Source organism: Bacillus sp. ISL-7 (genome assembly GCF_018613065.1).
On sequence record NZ_JAGGQW010000027.1, the window covers coordinates 73,608 to 93,570 of the forward strand.

17 protein-coding genes are annotated in these 19,963 nt (G+C 37.5%); 12 read left to right on the forward strand and 5 right to left on the reverse strand.

The window, feature by feature from the left end:
• Nucleotides 1-100 precede the first annotated feature (100 nt).
• Entirely contained in the window at nt 101-961 is an 861-nt protein-coding gene (locus J7E66_RS08540) for a D-alanyl-D-alanine carboxypeptidase family protein (RefSeq protein ID WP_214999189.1), read from the forward strand.
• Between the two features lie 172 nt (nt 962-1,133).
• Here J7E66_RS08540 and J7E66_RS08545 read toward each other — a convergent pair whose 3' ends face one another.
• Nucleotides 1,134-1,874, reverse strand: a complete 741-nt coding sequence (locus J7E66_RS08545; protein WP_214999191.1) for a nucleotide-binding domain-containing protein — start codon at nt 1,872-1,874, stop codon at nt 1,134-1,136.
• A 506-nt stretch (nt 1,875-2,380) separates the two neighbouring features.
• Here J7E66_RS08545 and dacB point away from each other — a divergent pair.
• Nucleotides 2,381-3,463, forward strand: a complete 1,083-nt coding sequence (gene dacB, locus J7E66_RS08550; protein WP_308162489.1) for a D-alanyl-D-alanine carboxypeptidase/D-alanyl-D-alanine endopeptidase — start codon at nt 2,381-2,383, stop codon at nt 3,461-3,463.
• Between the two features lie 246 nt (nt 3,464-3,709).
• On the opposite strand, the gene J7E66_RS08555 is transcribed toward dacB, so the two are convergent.
• Complete coding sequence (locus J7E66_RS08555) at nt 3,710-4,435, reverse strand: hypothetical protein (protein WP_214999232.1); 726 nt, start codon at nt 4,433-4,435, stop codon at nt 3,710-3,712.
• Nucleotides 4,436-4,593: 158 nt separating this feature from the next.
• Between J7E66_RS08555 and J7E66_RS08560 the strand changes: the two genes are divergently transcribed.
• Together J7E66_RS08560 and J7E66_RS08565 are read left to right on the forward strand one after the other, a co-directional pair.
• Nucleotides 4,594-7,602 (forward strand): PD-(D/E)XK nuclease family protein, encoded by a 3,009-nt coding sequence (locus J7E66_RS08560; protein ID WP_214999201.1) that lies wholly within the window; start codon nt 4,594-4,596, stop codon nt 7,600-7,602.
• A complete protein-coding gene (locus J7E66_RS08565) occupies nt 7,595-10,798 on the forward strand; it encodes a UvrD-helicase domain-containing protein (protein ID WP_214999203.1) in 3,204 nt (1,067 codons plus the stop codon). Before J7E66_RS08560 ends, J7E66_RS08565 begins: the two co-directional genes overlap by 8 nt.
• A 68-nt stretch (nt 10,799-10,866) precedes the next feature.
• On the opposite strand, the gene J7E66_RS08570 is transcribed toward J7E66_RS08565, so the two are convergent.
• Nucleotides 10,867-11,340 carry an SRPBCC family protein gene (locus J7E66_RS08570; RefSeq protein WP_214999205.1) on the reverse strand — a complete coding sequence of 158 codons (474 nt, stop codon included), beginning with the start codon at nt 11,338-11,340 and terminating at the stop codon, nt 10,867-10,869.
• 195 nt (nt 11,341-11,535) lie between these two features.
• Here J7E66_RS08570 and J7E66_RS08575 point away from each other — a divergent pair, with 195 nt between their 5' ends.
• A complete protein-coding gene (locus J7E66_RS08575; RefSeq protein ID WP_214999207.1) occupies nt 11,536-12,258 on the forward strand; it encodes a DsbA family oxidoreductase in 723 nt (240 codons plus the stop codon).
• Between the two features lie 65 nt (nt 12,259-12,323).
• Here J7E66_RS08575 and J7E66_RS08580 read toward each other — a convergent pair whose 3' ends face one another.
• Nucleotides 12,324-12,695, reverse strand: coding sequence for a CotG/ExsB N-terminal domain-containing protein (locus tag J7E66_RS08580; RefSeq protein ID WP_214999209.1), 372 nt, complete (start codon nt 12,693-12,695; stop codon nt 12,324-12,326).
• A gap of 196 nt (nt 12,696-12,891) precedes the next feature.
• Here J7E66_RS08580 and J7E66_RS08585 point away from each other — a divergent pair, with 196 nt between their 5' ends.
• Entirely contained in the window at nt 12,892-13,983 is a 1,092-nt protein-coding gene (locus tag J7E66_RS08585; protein ID WP_214999211.1) for a CotH kinase family protein, read from the forward strand.
• Between the two features lie 32 nt (nt 13,984-14,015).
• Here J7E66_RS08585 and sda read toward each other — a convergent pair whose 3' ends face one another.
• On the reverse strand, nt 14,016-14,123 hold the full coding sequence (sda, locus tag J7E66_RS32805; protein WP_214999233.1) for a sporulation histidine kinase inhibitor Sda: 108 nt from the start codon (nt 14,121-14,123) through the stop codon (nt 14,016-14,018).
• 41 nt (nt 14,124-14,164) lie between these two features.
• Between sda and J7E66_RS08595 the strand changes: the two genes are divergently transcribed.
• The 6 genes from J7E66_RS08595 (at nt 14,165) to J7E66_RS08620 (ending at nt 19,517) form a co-directional block, all read left to right on the forward strand.
• Nucleotides 14,165-14,332 (forward strand): hypothetical protein, encoded by a 168-nt coding sequence (locus J7E66_RS08595; RefSeq protein WP_168244660.1) that lies wholly within the window; start codon nt 14,165-14,167, stop codon nt 14,330-14,332.
• 272 nt (nt 14,333-14,604) lie between these two features.
• Complete coding sequence (locus J7E66_RS08600) at nt 14,605-15,261, forward strand: PIG-L deacetylase family protein (protein WP_214999212.1); 657 nt, start codon at nt 14,605-14,607, stop codon at nt 15,259-15,261.
• Entirely contained in the window at nt 15,258-16,583 is a 1,326-nt protein-coding gene (locus J7E66_RS08605; protein WP_214999214.1) for a glycosyltransferase family 4 protein, read from the forward strand. Before J7E66_RS08600 ends, J7E66_RS08605 begins: the two co-directional genes overlap by 4 nt.
• A 15-nt stretch (nt 16,584-16,598) precedes the next feature.
• Nucleotides 16,599-17,777: a carboxylate--amine ligase gene (locus J7E66_RS08610; RefSeq protein WP_214999216.1), complete on the forward strand. Its 1,179-nt coding sequence runs from the start codon at nt 16,599-16,601 to the stop codon at nt 17,775-17,777.
• Nucleotides 17,778-17,808: 31 nt separating this feature from the next.
• A complete protein-coding gene (locus tag J7E66_RS08615) occupies nt 17,809-18,882 on the forward strand; it encodes a phosphotransferase (RefSeq protein ID WP_214999218.1) in 1,074 nt (357 codons plus the stop codon).
• 62 nt (nt 18,883-18,944) lie between these two features.
• Nucleotides 18,945-19,517: an RIO1 family regulatory kinase/ATPase domain-containing protein gene (locus J7E66_RS08620; protein ID WP_214999220.1), complete on the forward strand. Its 573-nt coding sequence runs from the start codon at nt 18,945-18,947 to the stop codon at nt 19,515-19,517.
• Nucleotides 19,518-19,963 lie beyond the last annotated feature (446 nt).

Sequence of the window (19,963 nt, forward strand, 5' to 3'; positions counted from 1 at the left end):
CTGTAATGAGCAAAATAAAATGGATAAATTGAAAATGCTATATTAGGTAATTTAATTTCATTAGAGGATGAATTAAGGTTTAAAAAACAGGAGGTACAACATGCTAATGATTAGGAAAGTTGTTGTAACAACACTGTTAATGGTTTTTATATTGAACGGAATGGTAACAACAAAGGACGGTAATGCAAAGGCGTTAGTCCCGCAAATTAAGGGAGAATTTGGAGTCGCAATTGATGTCAATACTGGCGAGATTTTATACAACAAAAATGTAAATTCAAAAGCCAATCCTGCGAGTATGACTAAAGTGTTGACGGCCATTATTTTAGATGAACAAATGAAAGATGGGGAAATGTTAACAGCCAGTTTAAATGCTGCAAATCAGGAATGCGTCTGTTTTGGGCTTGCTGTATCAGAGAGGATTTCTAAAGAAGATGCAATGAAAGCCTTATTATTGTTAAGTGCCAATGATGTGGCTGTTGCAATTGCTGAAAACGTAGCTGGAAGCGAAGAGAAATTTGCCAAACTTATGAATCAGAAGGTAAAAAAATTGAGGCTTAAAAACACCCATTTTGTTACTGCAAGTGGGCTGACCGACCCTGAACATTATACAACCCCTTATGATATGGCCCTCATCGCAAAAGAAGCGTTGAAACACCCAAAAGTTTTAGAAGACATGTCAACACAAGCAGCATTCATTAAAACGAGCATACAAGAAAAAAACATCATAAATCGAAATATAAAACGATGTAGGACGAACGTCATTGCTAGTAAAACAGGGTATACAGAAGCAGCTCAATATACACTTGTACAATATTTAATGAAGGACAATAAAGAGATCATTTGTGTTGTGATGAAGTCCGATGAAAAGTCCCGATTCAACGATATTCAAACCATGGCAAACTATTCTTTTGCTCATATGAAAAAGCCAGAAATTACTCCTGAAGTCATTGAGTGGAAATAAGTTTTCTTAATCGATCACAAAATTTTGCTCGTTTTCTTCACTCCTATCTCCCATATTAACTTTTAAATTGAATATAAATTTCATATTTTGGCTGGAAAACAATATCTCACATTTTGAAATCAAAAATGTATAAAGGTAAATTAAAAAAGGAGGAATTTCCTCCTTTCCTTCATCAAACATATAATCCAGTTGAAATTGGAACATCGATCCTATCCCTAGCTACACAAGTAGCGTTATGAATTAGGTAACACTCCACATAATGACTTCCTTTAAAGGACGCTCTTTCGATTTTTTCTGGTCCGCCTTTTACAATTTCGCCACGTAATTCGTTCCTTTTAATAGCTTCTTCGCCACGATTTCTCACCTTCCAATATATGTGGTAAGCAAGGTCCTTATCGGCTAATTCATTTTTTGTAATGAAAAATGATAACTGTTTATTAACCAACAACGGTTTTCCTTGTCGTAAGAATGTCCTTAACAAAGCTTCTCTAAAACCGTTTTGTTTCACTTCGCAATCAATAGTAAGCCCAAACCTTATATCGACAGGGAACATATCCTCAATAAACTGTTCTTTATCTGCATATGAAGACATAATAAAGCGAGCTTCCTCCGATTTCTGTACGGTTTCAGGAATTGGGAAGCTTTTACCAAATAAGTCCTGCAATGCTTCATATATGCCGTCACTTTCTTCATTTAAATCTTTCAGTTTATTATAGGTCTTGTTTGCCTTTGAAACAAAAGCTCCACCTTTGTTGTAAACCTGTTGATTGCTGCCTAAAGCATTCCAATATTTTTGGTCCTTATTTAAATCTTTTAGGTAAGCAAACAAATCTTTTAAAAGGGACAAATATTCATCAAAGGTTGTAGTTTCATATTTTGGATATTTTTGAAAGATGTTAACCTTCATTCCCATATTAATCGAATGTTCCTTTTTTTACGTTTATTCTAATTTCTGGTATTCCATATTGTTAATCATATATATTGGTGCTTTGTTTTTAAACATAAATCATACCCACTATTAACTATTCATCATTTATGTAATTATTTTTTCTATTTATACCCTTATTGTTACTCTTATTTTATTTTTAAATGGTTATTATCTAAAAGTGTTAAGCCCCTTGTATAAAATCCACTTTGATTTTAATAGATGAAGCAGATTGTTAAAGCATGACACAAGAAGCCATGGCTTCTTGTGTGTGCTGGCCTCGCACCGAGGCTATGTCCCCCTAAAAAAACAAAATTATTTAAATATTATTGTTAAATCTATTTATCCTAATGTATATCCTATCACCTAAAAATAGAAAGTATATTTATGTACACACTTAGTTTTTTTAATCATTTTTGATACTGTATAAAGTTAATAAACCCCTTAAAATGATTATGTACACTGTCATTTTTTCTTTAAAAATGATTAATAAGTTGAAAAATCAATGTTTTCTTACATACTCCCATGTGAATTATGTACGGCAGAAATTATGTACAATATCATTAGGATATGATTCCTGGTATGATAATGTCCGCTATTCGCTCGACCTGCCTTGGAGCGACGAAACAACCCATTACGGCGCACAGATTTCCGCACTCACCGCCTCACCGACCAGAGACTTTGATGCCGGATCGGTCAAGGTACTCGTGCAGCCCGGAATAAAAAAAGGTGACAAGCCGATCGTGAAAATAACCCCGAAGACAAATTATCTAAAAATAAACAACCACGCGGTAACCGTTCCGGAGGATGGTAAAAAGGATATCACCATCGAACGGGAACATTCGAGGAACATCATAACAATCGAAGGAACCATCCCAACAAAGGCAAAAACAGAAAAGGAATGGATTGGTGTCTGGGAACCCACTCGATATGCCGTGTCCCTTTTGCACCAATCCTTTACAGAACACGGGATACAGGTGACAGGAAAACTAAAAACAGGATTGGTGCCTGACACCGCAAGAATTTTAACGACACATCAATCGATGCCGTTATCTGAGCTGCTGGTTCCGTTTATGAAACTGAGCAATAACGTCCATGCTGAAATATTAATTAAGGAAATGGGCCGGGTCGTAAAAGGGGAAGGAAGCTGGGAAAAGGGACTAAGCGTTTTAAAAAATGAGATTACAAAATACGGGGTTAACCCCAACACATTGGTGCTAAGAGATGGTTCGGGCGTTTCCCATGTCGACCTGATACCAGCCAACCAGCTGACGCAGCTGTTATTTGCCGTCCGAAAGGAAAAGTGGTTTCCTAGTTATCTTCACTCATTACCTGTCGCCGGTGAAAGTGAAAAGATGGTCGGCGGAACTTTAAGAAATCGGATGAAGGATTCTTTGGTTCGAGGAAAAGTTTACGCAAAAACAGGGACCATTTCAACGGTGAGTTCAATATCAGGCTACGTGAAAACAAAAAGTGGACAAACCTTAATTTTTTCAATCCTTCTAAATAACTTAATGGAAGATTCAAAAGGAAAAAAGGTGGAGGATAAGCTGATTACTATTTTAGCCAATCAATAGGAACAACCCACAAAGAGGAAATTGTACTGCTCAAACACAAATAAGGAAATTAATTTCTTGAAAATTTAAAGTATTGATTTTACTATTATTATAATGAATAAATAATAAAAAAGAGCTATACCATGGGATTCAAATCGATTACACGGTTGATTAATCATAAAGTTCTCCTGCTTTGGAGAAATTTAATTTTCGGAAAAAAAACAAGCATACCGCTCAGGCATGCTCGTTGTATTAGGCTAATTTTTCTTAAAATTCAAACTCGCTTAATTGGTCCATATGAGAGGCAATCATCGCAATTATGGTGGTTGCTTCTTCTTTACTAAAAATGAAATGGGACTCATCCTTGATTAATTCATCGTCCGTCGTCCAAATCCGATTAACGCGCTTGAGAACACCGTCTCCAGTAGCTTGCACCAATCCAAATTGATAGGTTACTTCGACTTCGTCTTCATGTTTGAAGGCCGTTACTTCAGGGGTGGACCAATCAACATCAATTTCCTCAAAGATGTCGTCACTATTGACTTGTTCGGCTTCGTAATACTCTTCATCCTCATCATCTTCCACATAAACAGTTTCGACCTCATCATCATCATCAAAGACCTCGCTGGTCTGAAGATAGACCCCATCATCTGTATAGTGATCATCGCCGTTCATGTAATCATGAAGACTGGCGTGAACTTCCTCGATAAGGTCTTCTATGTCTGAAAGGATGACCTTCGCCGTATGCCCGCTGTCAACATCGAATGTATCGATGTAAAATTCTTCGTTTTGCGGATCAAAGAACAGTGAGCAAAAATAATCTCTCTCCAGTTCTTCGGTATCAACATCTGCGGTATCGACATAAAACTCAATCCTTGGATGTTTGGCAGCTCTTTCAACTGTCATTTGGCCAACCTGATCGTATTCTTCACAAATAGATTCCAGGTGTTCTTGCAGTTCTCCACAAACTCTGTCAAACCATTCTAACGACATCAAACATCCCATCCTTTCAAAGTTAATCGAGGTTATTATTACCAACTTTGAAAAAAATATGTTTTTTCAATTATATTGAAGGAATAACAAATATGAAACTAGAACAGAGTGAATAGGTAGATAATTATTATTTTTCTTTTAGAAAGTTGGAGGTTCCCATGCAAGCCTTAATAAGCGAACTTAACCAAATCTGCAGTAAATTTCCTTATAAAGAAAAAGTCGTGATCGTTGATTCTCATTCAATTGGGGAACAAATCAATGAGGCATTTGTTAAGGAAGGACATCAAGCAATTAATCTTAAGTATAAAACAGTAATCGACCTTGCCCAAACTCTTGTTGACTTGAATTCAGAGCAACCGCAAAATAGCTTAGATCATACAGTTGGTGTTCATTTTACCTACAATCTCCTTAAAGAGCTGAAGAACCAAGATAAGTTCCGATACTTTGCAGGAATGGAAATTACGCCAGCCTTTAGTCATGCCATTTTTACAACCATCCAAACATTACATTTAGCTGGCTATACAAAGGACACGTTGAAAAAGAATGCATTTATCAATCCAGACAAAGCGAAGGATTTTTATGAGATCCTTGCTGAATATGAAAATAAGTTAATTTCTGAGCAATTTACCGACAAGGCCGGATTGTTAAATAAGGCACTTGAAACGGCTCAAATAAATGAAAAGGTAGTATTTATTTTACAATCAGGTGTAACCCTATCGCATTTAGAAGACCAATTCCTGAGAAAGATTATCCCTGAGACAGTCTATAAACTGCCGCTTGCACCCGTTTTGGGGGTCAATACTCCTGAGCGGTCAAGCCTTAGTTCCATTCATGGGGGCCCCCCGACTCCGCTTAGCTATCTCTATCAACAGGAAGAAACTAGGGGTGAGCCAAACTTAGTAGTCTTTACTGCTAAAACAGAAGAAATGGAAGTGAAACAAATCCTAGAGAAGATTAAGGTCGCAAAATCTCCTCTAGATAAGAATGTTGTTTATTATACAGATGCTGATGCATACATAACTCAATTTTATCACTTGTCACAAAAGATGGACCTCCCGATGACCTTTGGCGAAGGACTTCCGGTTTCTTTCAGCCGCCCTGGTCGGTTAGTTTCAGGGCTTGTAGGGTGGATTCAGTCAAATTATAGTGTCCCAGTTTTTCTGGACATGTTCAATGAGGGCTTGCTTGAACTGGGTAAAAAAGTTCCTTTCATTGAGAGTGGATTTGTTGGACTTGATGAAGTGGTGGTTTCAAAATCAAAAATTTCCAGAGTGCTCAGGGATCTTCAAATTGGCTGGTCTCAAGAACGATATTTAAAACTTCTTTCTAAGGAATTTGGTCGATTAAGTTTGAAGTGCGTCGATCATGAAGATGACCCTTATTTTGAAAATCCTGCAAAAGAGATGTTATGGATTTGGTTGAGTTTTGAAGAAATTTTTAAGAAGCTTCCACCATTAGAGCCAACTATGAACTATAAAAAATGTTTAACCGGAATCGCCTATGTACTCAAAAATAATTGTAAAACAAATTCAGCTTTTGATGAGATCGCAAAATCCACCTTATTGGAAGAAATCCAAAAACTGCTCCCTTATGCGGATGAAAAGTTACCTAGTTATGATGTCTTTGAAAAGATAAAGGACCTACTGCTTTCTGTCCGTATAAATCAATCGCGGCCAAAACCAGGTCACCTCCATGTTTCAACTTTTAAGAGTGGAATATACAATAGTCGACCAAATGTATTTTTCGTTGGACTTGATAACAAGAAGTTTCCTGGTAACGTAAGTGAAGATCCGCTCTTGCTCGATGCAGAGAGGATTCAGTTAGGGAACGGCCTGCGATTACTTCGTGAAAAGGGTCAAGAGAACTTGTATACGCTGCTACAAGTTTTGGCAAATTCAAATGGTCATGTCACGGTCAGTTACTGCCATTTCGATATGAACGAAAACCGTGTCGTTAACCCGGCATTTGTTGTCTTGCAATGCTACCGCTTAATCACAGGCAATATAGATGCCGAATTTAAATCGTTAAAGTCACTGCCGTCATCAATCATCGCTACTGATATTTTTGAAGATAAAGACTACTGGAATGAAAAATTAACAAATGATAGTTCACATCAGCTAAATGAAGGGATTCTAACCCATTTTAATAATGTTAAACAGGGAATCGCTGCCGAAACCGCACGAAATACCGGGAATTTCTCTGAATATGATGGACTGGTTCAAATTGATGACGCGCAATATGACCCACGTCTCAATCAGGAGAAAACGCTGAGTGCGGGCAAGCTCGAAACACTTGCAAAATGTCCGTATTCCTATTTTTTGAGAGAAGTGTTAAAAGTTAGGCCTGTCGATGACTTTTCGTTTGACGCAAACAAATGGATGGATGCGGCTACCCGTGGAAGCTTGCTGCATAGTATTTTTGAAAACTTTTATAAAAAATTACAGCAAGATCATGCCAAGCCTTCGTACGAGAAACATATGGAGCTGATTATATCAATTGCTCAAAACTTAATGGAACAGAAAAAGGAAGTTCTCCCGCCTCCAAATGAAAGAGTCTATCAACGTGAGAGGAGTGACATCTTAGCTTGCTGTGAGATATTTCTAAAAGAGGAAGTGCTTCATAGCGAAAATTACGAACCGCTTTATTTCGAATATTCCTTTGGGATTGGTGAAAAGGAACCAGCGATTATTACTCTTCCATCAGGAGAAGTAAAAATTTCAGGGATTATTGACCGTGTGGACCAATCCAAGGAAGGTAAATATCACATTATCGATTATAAAACGGGGAGCACGTACGGTTATGCGAAAAATGCAGCCTTCAAAGGCGGTCGACAGCTTCAGCACATGATTTATGCTTTGGCCATCGAACATCATTTAAACCTTGGCGAGGGTGCAGTCGAGGAGAGCTCCTATTATTTTCCGACCCCAAAAGGATTGGCACAGAGGTTTACGAGGAAGCAGGACCGTACACTTAGAACAAATGGTATAGATATTTTGGAAAAACTGATTGATACGGTCAAGCATGGTCATTTTGAAATGACTGATGATGTGAATGATTGCAAATTCTGTGAATATAAGCTTGTTTGCCGCCGCCATTTTTATAATAAAGAAAGCCTTGAAATGAAGCAGTCGAATCAAAAGTTAAAGGGGGTTAGAGCATATGACTAAGGAAATTTTCGATCAAGCTGCCCGGGATAAAATTAAATCACAACTTAAGAGGAATTTTTTAGTTGAAGCAGGTGCTGGTTCTGGTAAAACGACGAGCTTAGTCGATCGTATGGTCAACCTCATTTATACAGGGACAGCAGAAATTCATGAAATTGTTGCGATCACTTTTACACGAAAGGCCGCTGATGAGTTAAAGGTCCGTTTTCAAGCAAAATTAGAGGAAGCGTGGAAAAAAGAAATGGACCTTGATATCGAGTTTCGTTTAGGTGAGGCATTGCAAAATATTGAGCGCTGCTTTTTAGGAACGGTCCATGCCTATTGTGCCAAACTGCTCCGAGAGCGTCCGATTGAAGCAAATTTAGATTTAACCTTTAAAGAGCTTGATGAGTCGGATGATTTAGATATTTTAGAAGAAGCGTGGCAACTTCATTTACAAAATTTAATCAATGAAGAACCGCATCACTTTGAACTCATTGGAGAATTAGGTATATCCGTTGACAACCTGTTTCCCTGGTTAAAGAGGCTAAAGGAATATTCCGATGTGGATTGGGTGACGGAAAGTGTCCCGAAACCAGTATTGCAGCCAGAATACCAATCATTTATGCTCCTAATTAAAGAAGCAAAACGATGCGTTCCTGAGGAGGAACCACCGAAGGGGTATGATAGTTTACAAAAAGCGATTTTAACGGCTGTCCAAAAGGAAAAATTCATCAATCCTTCGAAGGAAAAGGACATCATTAGTATTTTTGAATTATTTGATAAGAACTTAAAGCCAACCTATAATCGCTGGACAGCCAAGGAAGATGCAAAATTTTATGAAGAGAAAATTACAGCAGTGTTTGAAGTATCCATCAAACCGCTTATACAAGCTTGGAAAGAATATTGTCATCCCATTATTATCGATTTTTTACAAGATGCTGTCCGAACCTACGAGCAAATGAAGAAAGAGAGATCACTACTAAATTTTCAAGATTTAATGATCCATACATCAAAGTTGCTTAAAGGTAATCCAGAAGTTCGCGCCTATTTCCAAGCGAAATATCGCTATTTACTCGTCGATGAGTTTCAGGATACCGACCCGATTCAGGCGGAGATCATGTTTTATTTAACGAGTGATGACATTAATGAAAAAATCTGGACAAAATGCAAACCGATATCAGGCTCACTCTTCGTTGTTGGTGATCCCAAACAAGCTATTTACCGTTTTCGACGCGCCGATATTGATACATACAATCGTGTCAAACAGTTAATCGAGGAGCATGGAGGAGAAGTGCTGCAGCTGACGACAAATTTTCGGACACTTGACACTGTTACTAAGAAATTAAATAAAGTGTTTGAAAAGCATTTACCTGAAGTGGAATCCGATTACCAAGCTGCCTACCACCCGTTAATAGCCTTTCATGAGGACAAAGGCGAGGGCTTTACAGGTGTGAAGCGTTTATCCGTTCCTGCCGATTATAAAAAGAAGGAAGAAGTCATATTAATCGATGCTGAGAACATCGCACTGACCATTCAAAATCTCATCGAGCAAGGCCATAATGCCAAGGATTTCATGGTACTGACCAGGTATACCGATGGCGTTGCTTCCTATGCGAAAACGATTGAGGCCATGGGGATTCCTGTTAGTATCAGTGGTGAAGTTATCCTTGGTGAAACAAGAGAGTTCCAAGATTTATGGATTCTGTTAAAATCATTCTTGGACCCAACCGATGAAGTTGGCTTCGTTGCTGTGTTACGCGGGATTTTCTTCGGTATCAGTGATCAAGAACTATATAAATGGAAACAAGCTGGTGGAATATTTTCCATTTACGCCCAAATACCGGCTGAAATTCCGAAAGTGCTAAAAGATAAATTTGAAATAACATGGGATAAATTACAGCGATGTCAAAAGCTAATTCGGACGCTGTCGCCAACAGCTGCAATTGAAAAAATCATCGAAGAGGTCGGTTTCTATCCATTACTTTTGAAAAATGGCCGGAATAAACGAACGTATAAGAGTCTGCTTCAAATGCTAGAAGCTCTCCGTAAACAGGAGACGACTGGTAATACAACATATAAACAAGTAATCGAAGCACTGACCGAGCTGATTTTTGAAAAAACAGTGGTTGCAAACCTTGAAGAAGACGCAGATGCGGTTCGGATTATGAATATTCATAAAGCAAAAGGACTAGAGGCACCAATTGTCTTTTTGGCACATCCAGTCAAGTCAGTCAGTCCTGAATCCTTTTTATCACAGCATATTAAACGTGAGGACTATACCTCTAAAGGGTACTTTACGTTTACAGTGAAGAATGGCTTTGCGGAAAAAGAAATTGCGATTCCACTTGAATGGGAGACACATAAGACAGAAGAGTTAATGTACCTTACCGAAGAAGAACAGCGGATTATTTATGTCGCGGCAACTCGTGCCGAAAAAGCACTAATCATCAGTTCTCACACTGATAATAAGAAAAACCCTTGGAATATCCTTTTTGAAATGGAAAACATCGAGGAAATGGAAGTACCTGAAATAGAAGTGTTTGAAATTAACTTAAAGCCAAAGGAGCTTACCTTATCCGAATTTAAGGCGAAAACCGTGAGTAAAAACGCCTGGCTTGACCAAAGTAAAATGAAAACTTTTGAACATTGGTCGCCAACAAAAGACAAAGATTATTCAGAGTTAATCACGATTGAACGAGAATCGGGTGGTGGAAAAGATTGGGGAACGCTGATTCATGATGTCTTTGAAAAAGCTGTTCAGGGCCATGAACTTTCTAATTATATAAAGGTTGCCTTAAACAAATTTAAGCTTCCTATCGAAAGAGAGGAAGAAGTAAAGTCTTATCTGCAAAACTTGCGAAAATCACTCCTTTGGGATGAGTTAGTGACAGCGGAAGAAGTACTGACAGAAGTTCCCTTTACATTAAAAGTTGAAAAGGGCCATACTCTTTATTCGTTAATCACTAAAAATCCTGAAGATATCCAGCCCTTCTACGTCAAAGGAACGATTGATCTTATCTACAAAAAAAATAGCTCATGGAACATCGTTGATTATAAAACAGACCGAGCAAAACAGGTCGAAGACTACGAAAAGCTCCAAGCATTCTATAACAGCCAATTATCCTTTTATAAACAGGCTTGGGAGGAATTAACCAAAGAATCCGTGAACAAAGAATTACTTTACTTCATTGAACCAAACCAATTAAGGGCACTTTAGGAAAAAAAGAAAATTCCACAGGTTTCAAGCTTGTGGAATTTTCTTTAGCGAGCTAGATATTAACTAGGCTATTTAACAAGAACTTTGGTATTTTTAAATTCTTCTTCAGCTACTTTTTTGACTCGCTCGCAAAATTGAACAACTATTTTATCACTGGCAAAAACTAAAAATAACTTGAGAAATGCCTTTAAAGGTCGGTTTGTGCAGGTGTATTTAAAAAGAGTTTTCTGCTCATCGATTGTCGTTAATTCATACAAAGCGGTGATTTCAAACATCTTGGCCAGCGTAAAGCCCACTTTTAATCTCCGTTTATCATGAATATTCACATATTCTAAGGTCTCAACATCATACTCCTCGATTCGTTTACCTTCCCTATATTTTTGACGGTAGATAGTGCCGATACCTTCATTAGTCACTTTTACAGGTTGATGATCAACGACTTGCGGCATAATTTTTTGCATATCCGCTAGTGATCCATTTAACAATCCCCAAACCTGATCGATGGGAGCATTAATTTCAATTTCCTTCATCCATTCTTTCAACAATATCACCTCGTGCTATTTTTTGAATAGTTTAATCAATATTCTCCATTTCACGAGAAAAATCCTTTACTCTACACTGGGTTAATTTTACTTTCATTGCAAGTAAATTCAACCAATTTATCATGAGCAACTATGAATAGATTTCTCTGACCTTGTGTTACTATAAAAGTTAACCGAAGAAAACGAGGTGTCTATATGAAAATTGAAGTTTGGTCAGATTATGTATGTCCGTTTTGTTATATTGGGAAACGCCGATTAGAAGTGGCGTTAGATCAATTTCCACATAGGGATCAGGTAGAAGTTGAATTCAAAAGCTTTGAACTTGACCCAAATTCTCCAAAAAATATTGGTCAGAACATCCATGAAGTATTAGCAAAAAAATATGGAATGAGTGTTGAAAAAGCGAAGAAAGCAAATCAAGGGGTGGGGCAGCAGGCAGCCACTGTTGGGTTGAAATTTAATTTTGATGAGATGAAGCCAACAAATACGTTTGATGCTCATCGCTTGGCTAAATTTGCAAAAACACAAGGGAAGGAAGCCGCCGTCTCAGAAATGCTGCTGCATGCCTACTTTACAGAGTCGAAGCATATTGGAGATATTGAAACATTGACAGACCTTGCTGAAGCGGCAGGATTAAATCGCCAGGAAGTATTGCAAGTCCTTAATGATAAGGAAGCCTATGCAACTGATGTTCGTCAAGATGAATCCCTTGCACAGCAGTATGGTGTTCGCGGTGTTCCATATTTTGTCATTAATCAAAAATATGCCATTTCTGGTGCACAACCGACGGAAACTTTCATGGGGGCACTACAAAAAGTTTGGGAGGAAGAGTCTCCAACACCAGTGCTGAAGGATCTTTCCACCGAAGACGATGTTAGCTGTGCAGATGGCAGCTGTGCAATCCCTGAAAAAAAGTAGATGTTGACTATAACAAAAGACGGGGAAGGAAACTAAGTTTCCATCCCCTCTTGTTTTTAAACCTATTAGCGTCTGCGGACTCGTAAATTCCACATATTTCCGTCTTTCCAACATCTATTTATTCGAGTATTGCTACGTGAGTTGTACCGCCACCCTGACCATTTACAGCATCTTGAAGTTCTTCTCCTTGAAGTATTTCTTCTGGATGTATTTCTCCTTGAAGTATTTCTTCTGGATGTATTGCGGTTTCCGGATGTATTACGTCTAGAGGTGTTCCGGCGTGATGTCATCCGACGCCCGGATGTTCCTCGTCTGGATGTTCTTCTGCGTGTGGTGCCACGATTTTGACCTGGGTCACGGAACATAAAGTCTCCGAAACCACCGCGTCTTACTTCATCTGCAGCTCTTTGAATATCTTCAGCTGAAAAATCACTCATATTATTTTTGCACCTCCTTTAAGCTTGAAAAGGGAGTACTAAACTATTTGTCCAATAAACTCACTCTTCTCTTATCAAAATACGTATCGTCAGAAACAATGGAATGAGCCAAAAGCCTAAAATAAGAAAAAATGCTAATCAAACGTGACCAGCATCCATTTTCCTTCATACCAATAAAGGAAGGAGGAATTAAAAAATGGACGAGGCTGCGAAAATACCGGAATACAAGCTTTTTATTAGGCCGAATGACCTTCGGGAACTCAGAAGAGACATTTGGATTGATGAACCGATTCCTGCTCAGTTAACGATTGAAGGGAAAAGACTCGAGATTGATGTGGCCTATCGAGGATCACATATCCGCGATTTTCCGAAAAAATCATATCAGGTTTCCTTCTATAAACCCAAAAAATTCAGAGGTTCAAATCATATTCATTTAAACGCAGAATATAAGGATCCTTCATTGATCCGAAATAAGCTGTCGTTTGATTTCTTTGCGGAGCTTGGGGTTTTATCACCACTATCGCGCCATATCTTTTTAATCCAAAATGGAAAAGCAGAGGGGGTCTATTTGGAAATCGAATCAGTAGATGAGAATTTTTTGAAAAGAAGAAACCTTTCAAACGGAAGCATTTTTTATGCGGTCGATGGTGATGCAAACTTTTCGCTGATGAGCGATTTAGATAAGGAGACCAAAAAATCACTAGAGTTAGGGTATGAAAGAAAGGTAGGGAGACCTGAAGATGACTATTTCTTAAAGGAATTAATATTTAATATCAATACGATTGCGAATAATGAATTCGAGAAGGAAATTCAAAAATTTGTAGATATTGATAAATATCTCCGCTGGATGGCTGGAATTATTTTTACTTCAAATTATGATGGTTTCGTTCATAACTATGCGCTTTACAGGAATGGTGAAACGCGCCTTTTTGAAATCATTCCTTGGGATTATGATGCGACATGGGGCAGGGATGTTAATGGAAAGATTATGGAGCCCGATTATGTACCGATTGATGGGTTTAATACATTAACCGCCCGTATATTAAATGTAGATACCTTTCGAAAACAATATCGAATGCTACTTGAAGACATGATGAAACAGCAATTTACAGTAGAAAATATGATTCCGAAGGTGGAAAAAATGACACAATCGATTCGTCCATTTGTCAAACAGGATCCATATAAAAAACACGATATAAATATATTTGACCAGGAATTATCGGTAATTACGAAGTATATTGAGGAAAGAAGAAAGTACTTATATAGGAAGTTAGCAATACTAGATTAAAAAAACCACCCAAATTCGGATGGTCTAAAGGCTTAGATAATAGTTTCATGAATAAAATTACTATGACTGATCTCAGTTAGTAATATATGAATAAAGTCAGTGCAAAGTTCTAGACGGATGGCTTCGTGGTAGGCATCAATGAAAACTAATCGCTATGGGAAGATAAGGAGAGTGGGAAGGAATGCTACGGAAGGTAATTATGGTTACAGATAATGAAGAAAGTGTGAAAAATGCGGTAAGAGAAATCTTAAAAGCCAAAAATAAAGGTCATGAATATGCGCTTGATTTAACAAGAATTAAAGATAGGGAACGAAAAACAGCGATTATGAAAAGGTTGACGAGGTTTTAATCAACTAATTTAGTAGAAACATAAAATTGTAAACCGGTACCTGTTGAAGAGTTTTTAAAAAAATTAATCAAGCAAATTTGAACATATGTGAAATGCATATGTTCAAATTTGCTTTTTTTGAAAGCGATAGAATCAGGTGTCCAAGTCGAAACAAACGAATATCACTTAAAATCAGCCCATTTTTTCATTTTATTCAGATTGTCCATATCCACTTTGACTAAATTCCATATAATTACAAGAAAACTATTTTTATCTGGAATTGAGGTGCTTAAGTGAGTAAAAATGTGCTTGTGATTGCCGCTCACCCTGATGATGAAATTCTTGGGAGCGGCGGAACGATAAAGAAGTTAATTAATCTTGGCTATAAGGTAATTTCAGTTATTGCTGCAAAAGGACGGAAGGAAGAGGAAGATCGCATTCGGCCATTAATGCTGGAGGCAAACAGACACTTAGGAGTGGAAGAGGTGTTATTTTTGGAATTCCCCAATTTATTATTGGAAACCATACCTCTTCATGAAATCAACAAATCTATCGAAGGACTTTTGGATAAGTATGCGCCTACAAAGATTTTCACGCATCATTATGGTGACACCAACAGAGACCATCAAATTTTGTTTCAGGCAGTGTTAACAGCAGCTCGGCCGTTGCCTGGAAAAGAGCCGGTTGAAATTATTTGTTTCGAAACTGTTTCTTCCAGTGAGTGGAGCCAGCACACGAATGATAAAGAATTTAAACCTAATTATTTTGTGGATATTACAGATACCATCGACGATAAGCTCAAATCTCTTCACCATTATGATGTAGAAATGAGACCATTCCCACATCCTCGTTCCTATGATGGAGTAGAATATTTAGCTAGGGTAAGGGGAATGACCGTGGGGGTAGAATATGCTGAAGCATTTGAAATCATAAGGAGGGTGTGGAAGTGAAAGATGAACTACAAAATGACCAACCATTTCTGCCGACCCTTTTTCCTTACTTAATCTTTGCTATGGACCAATATTATGGGGTAAATGAGACTTATGAAGTAGAAAATGTATTAGAATGGGAGCAATTCGAATGGGAGCAATTCGAATCAGCAGAAATTCAAAACAAAAAAATGAAGATATTAATCACAACGTTTTGGGAATATCCATTTATCGGTGGTCTACAGAACTATATCACTGCACTTAAAACCGGCTTGGAAAATTTAGGACATAGTGTCCATGTTATTGCACCAAACCATTTTCCTGCCGATGAAATGAAGGCATTACGCGATAGTTGTTCTGAGAAATTCTCACAATTTTTTATCAATCGGTATGGCAGCTGTAATCCAAAAATACTACACAATATCAGCAAACTATACAGCTATTATTTGATGCTAGAAGATATTGATCTGTCGGAATACGATATTATTCACGCACAAGATCGCTATACTGCTAATGTAATAGGATTACTTAACCAATCCCATCAAAAACCTCTTCTATTCACACCGCATGGATTTATGACCCAAAACAGATTAAAGTTTAACTTGATGGAAAAAGGTTCGGTTGAGGAAATCTATTTTTCAGCCATTGATAAACAAGCAATTAAAAATGCCAACCAATTAATCATCCTTTGTGATGTCTTTCGCCCGTTCCTAATAAATATAGGCGCTGAAGAAGATAAAATGACCACTGTGTATACTGGGATTGATTTAGAGGAATGGAATATTCAGAAGAAAGTTAAGAATAGCCAAAGCAAAACTGTAATTACCTGTATCTCACGTCTTCGGCCCCGCAAAGGACATAAGTATTTATTTAAAGCTCTTGCCCTGATTAAAGACAAGTTGAAAAATGTAGAAGTACGGATTGTAGGCGATGGTGAGATGAGAATGAAGCTCGAAAAGAAGGTTAGTGAGTTGAAATTAAAAAACGTATCCTTTTTAGGAAGCAGAGAAGACGTACCTAAATTATTAAGCGAATCAGACATTTTTGTTCTTCCAACTACAAGTGATACGTTGCCCATCTCAATAATCGAGGCAATGTTTACCAATCAAGCAATTCTAACGACCAATTGTGGCGGCATTCCGGAAATCATTAAGGATAACTATTCAGGATTTATAGTTGAACCAGCTAACCCACAACAACTTGCCGAAAAGTTATTGCTCCTATTACGAAAAAAATCAATTAGAAAAGAATTCGCGGACAATGCTCAGGCATTTGCACAACAACATTTAACCGTTAGTACCATGGTTCAAAAGATTGAAGGCATTTATCGATCATTATTATGAAAGGAGGAAAAAAGTATGCAACATGATGTTCCTGCCGTTGTCCTTGATCTAAGTGCGACTGGAATTGGTATTGTGAGGAGTTTAGCGAAAAAAGGGATTAAGGTATATGCGTTTGATACGAGAGGGAAATATGAAATCGGTAAAACACGGTTTGCCACCTGTGGAATTTGCCCAAATCCAGTTAGTGAAGGAGCTGCATTAATTCTATTTCTTACCAGATTAGCCCAAAAGTTTGGCCAAAAGGCTGTCCTGTATGCGGGGTCTGATGACTTTGTACAGTTTATTTCAAAAAACAGATTTGTTCTTTCACACTATTATCGATTTCTATTACCTAAACACACACTAGTTGAAGCCGTATTAGATAAAAGATTAACGTATGAATTGGCCCTGAAATCAAATGTGCCATGCCCCAAAACCTTCGCAATAAATAACGAAGAGCAGTTTGAGCAAATCATCCATCAAATTACCTTTCCTTGTATTTTAAAACCAGTTCATTCTTCTCATTTCCGCTCAAATATTGATCATCGTCTTTATAAGAAAGCCATTGTAGTAGAACAAGCTTCCCAATTGAGAGAAGAGTACCTTTTTTATCGGCCATTCGGTGAACTAATGATCCAGGAGGTCATCCCTGGTGAGGAGAATTGTATTTATTCCGTCAAGACATTTTTTGACGATCAGATGAATTTAATTGGCTTGTGGATGAACCAAAAATTACATCAATTTCCCCCTCATTTTGGATCTACTGCACTTGCCCTAAGTATTAGGGACGAAGAAGTCATTCAACTCGCTACTACCTTTCTAAAAGATATTCAGTTCAAAGGCTTGGCGATTGCTGAGTTTAAACGGGATCCAAGAGATGGGAAACTGAAATTTATCGAAATCAATTCAAGAATAGGTTTAACTCAAGCGTTATCAATGGCTTGTGGGGTAAATTTGGCCTACTTGTATTATTTATCCCTTACCGGGCAAAATCCAGCACCTGTGACAGTGCAGAAAGAAGGGGTCAAATGGGTTTACTTTGTCCGTGATTTTCTTTCCTTTCGCCAAAAACAAAAAAATGGGGAAATGAAGTTCGTGGAATGGGTGAAAAGTTTATCTGGAAAAAAGGTGGAGGCTCTTTTTGCTTGGAGTGACCCTCTTCCGTTTGTTCGAAGTTTTGTTTCCCATTTACGAAACTTATGGGGGAGAAAATAAGTGATGGCAGAGGAAGGAGGGAACTTAGGTTTTGAATAGTATAGAAGAAATTATTAGCTGTTGGAAGCAATTTGAATGGGAAGAAAAGCTAAAAAATGTCCTTGGTAAAAAAGTAAAGTTAGTGGAAGAAAGAATAGAATGCCTCAAAAATACACGGGAAAAGACAAGTATTTGGAAGTTGGTTCTAACTGATGGTCGGGAGTTCATTCCCATAGTCCTTAAAATATACAAGCAACCACTGAAAGAAAATCATATATTAGAAATCAGTATGTATCAAAAAGCCTATAACATTTATCATGAGTTTATGCCGCGATTATATTGGCTTGAACCGAATGTAAATGGTAATGAAACATGGATGTTCACCGAATGTTTGAAGCCGTTACGAGGACAAATAAAATTAGCTCCAAAACATTTGGAACGAATTATCCCAACTGTGGCAAAATTTCATGCCATAACCTTTGATCATCGATTTTTGCAGCATGCGGATCTTTTTGACGCCTCTCTTCCCCATTTTGATTCTGAAGAGAAGGTAAAGGAGAGGACTAAGGGTATCAAAAAAGCAAAAGAGAATCTGGATCTGGCAATGAAAGATCCTAACTTAAGAGAATTGGTGGCACCAAGGTATAAAATGATCAAAAAAATATTAAAAAAAGGGCCTGTGTACTTTCCTGAAATTACGGAATCTGGACAATGTCTCATCCACGGTGACCTCCATGTCCACAATATTTGCTGTGAAAATGCCAATGATGAGGAGGAGAATTGGAAAGTCTCTTTGATTGATTGGGAGTCTGCGAAACAGTATCCATGCTGGTATGATTTGGTCGTCCTAGTCGAATTATTAATTGATTTTCGCTCAGATTGGCAACAGAGGGAAGAAGAGATTCGAAGTCAATGTGTGCAGCTGTATTGCGAAGAAATGCAGAAATATGGAATAACCTTCAGTGATGATCCATTGAAACTTCTAAAAAAGGCATATTTACAGAGAACTCTAGAAAAAAAGCTTTCTAGTCATTTGCAAAAGGTGTTGAATGGAGGAAAGAGCACACTTTTAAAAAGATATCTAGAGAAAATAGAAGTATGGGGAAAAGAACTCGGATTATATTAGAGCAGTTCCCAAGATTTAAATACAACAAAGGGATTTGAAATCGAAATAGAAGGAGATTAGAAATGAAAGATTTTGAAAAAATAGTAGCCAAGAATAAAGGCACTGTAACCATTCAAGATCTGAGCGGTTACACAATGATAGGGAAGGGGGCTGATGGATCCGTCTTTCAATTGACACCTGAGAAGTGCGTCAAAGTTTTTGTTAATGAAGACACACAAAAAAAGGAATTAAGTGCACTGCAAATTGGACAATCCTCTCCTATTATTCCTAAATTATATGAATATGGTTCTAACTATATTGTGATGGAGTTTGTAAAAGGATACAATCTTAAGCATTTATTAAAAAAAGAGAAAAAACTCTCAGAGGCAATCGTGGGGAAAATTTTATCGATGCTGGATGAAATGAAAGCTGTGGGTTTTACAAGACTTGATATTGAAGTTCGCCACATTTTTTTCAATGAACTAGGGGAAATAAAAGTAATCGACCTCAAGAGGGCATTTTATACTGACAGGGCTGTTCCTACCAAATTGTTATCTGGATTAAAAAAACTTGGTTATTCAGAAGAGTTTTTGCAACATGTGAACAAGCTTAACCCATCCAAATATAAGGAATGGAAAAACCTAGGGATTGAATAAAGTGGCACTTGAAAAGGTTTGGAGAGGTCCCAAGAAGGCGGTGGTTAAATGATCCACTGCCTTTTTATTTTGATTATCTATTGATGGATCAACTAAGGAACTATAATCAATTCCTTCTATTATTTCGCTAGAATTATATTTAATTATCTTTGGCAAAATGGAAAACATTACACATTGAACCCTATTGTCTACCATGATAAGATAGTAGTCGTTGACAGCAAAAACGAGTGGTTAATAAATACTATTTGCGGTGCTGTTAATTGAAGTTGAATTGGAAAAAACTTTACATTGAACTTATAGTAACTTACATGTTATTATAGGAAAGCTCTCTTCGGACGAGTTAAACATTGAGTGTTAAAAATTAGTGTTGACTTAAATAGAGAAATAATAGTATAATAGTTTTTGTCGCTTCATTGGAAAGTGAATTTGTTCTTTGAAAACTAAAC

Coding starts and splice junctions, on each gene's coding strand:
- J7E66_RS08540 (WP_214999189.1), top strand. CDS start 101: ATGCTAATGATTAGGAAAGTTGTTGTAACAACACTGTTAATGGTTTTT.
- J7E66_RS08545 (WP_214999191.1), bottom strand. CDS start 1,874: ATGGGAATGAAGGTTAACATCTTTCAAAAATATCCAAAATATGAAACT.
- J7E66_RS08555 (WP_214999232.1), bottom strand. CDS start 4,435: ATGTCGTTAGAATGGTTTGACAGAGTTTGTGGAGAACTGCAAGAACAC.
- J7E66_RS08560 (WP_214999201.1), top strand. CDS start 4,594: ATGCAAGCCTTAATAAGCGAACTTAACCAAATCTGCAGTAAATTTCCT.
- J7E66_RS08565 (WP_214999203.1), top strand. CDS start 7,595: ATGACTAAGGAAATTTTCGATCAAGCTGCCCGGGATAAAATTAAATCA.
- J7E66_RS08575 (WP_214999207.1), top strand. CDS start 11,536: ATGAAAATTGAAGTTTGGTCAGATTATGTATGTCCGTTTTGTTATATT.
- J7E66_RS08580 (WP_214999209.1), bottom strand. CDS start 12,695: ATGAGTGATTTTTCAGCTGAAGATATTCAAAGAGCTGCAGATGAAGTA.
- J7E66_RS08585 (WP_214999211.1), top strand. CDS start 12,892: ATGGACGAGGCTGCGAAAATACCGGAATACAAGCTTTTTATTAGGCCG.
- J7E66_RS08595 (WP_168244660.1), top strand. CDS start 14,165: ATGCTACGGAAGGTAATTATGGTTACAGATAATGAAGAAAGTGTGAAA.
- J7E66_RS08610 (WP_214999216.1), top strand. CDS start 16,599: ATGCAACATGATGTTCCTGCCGTTGTCCTTGATCTAAGTGCGACTGGA.
- J7E66_RS08620 (WP_214999220.1), top strand. CDS start 18,945: ATGAAAGATTTTGAAAAAATAGTAGCCAAGAATAAAGGCACTGTAACC.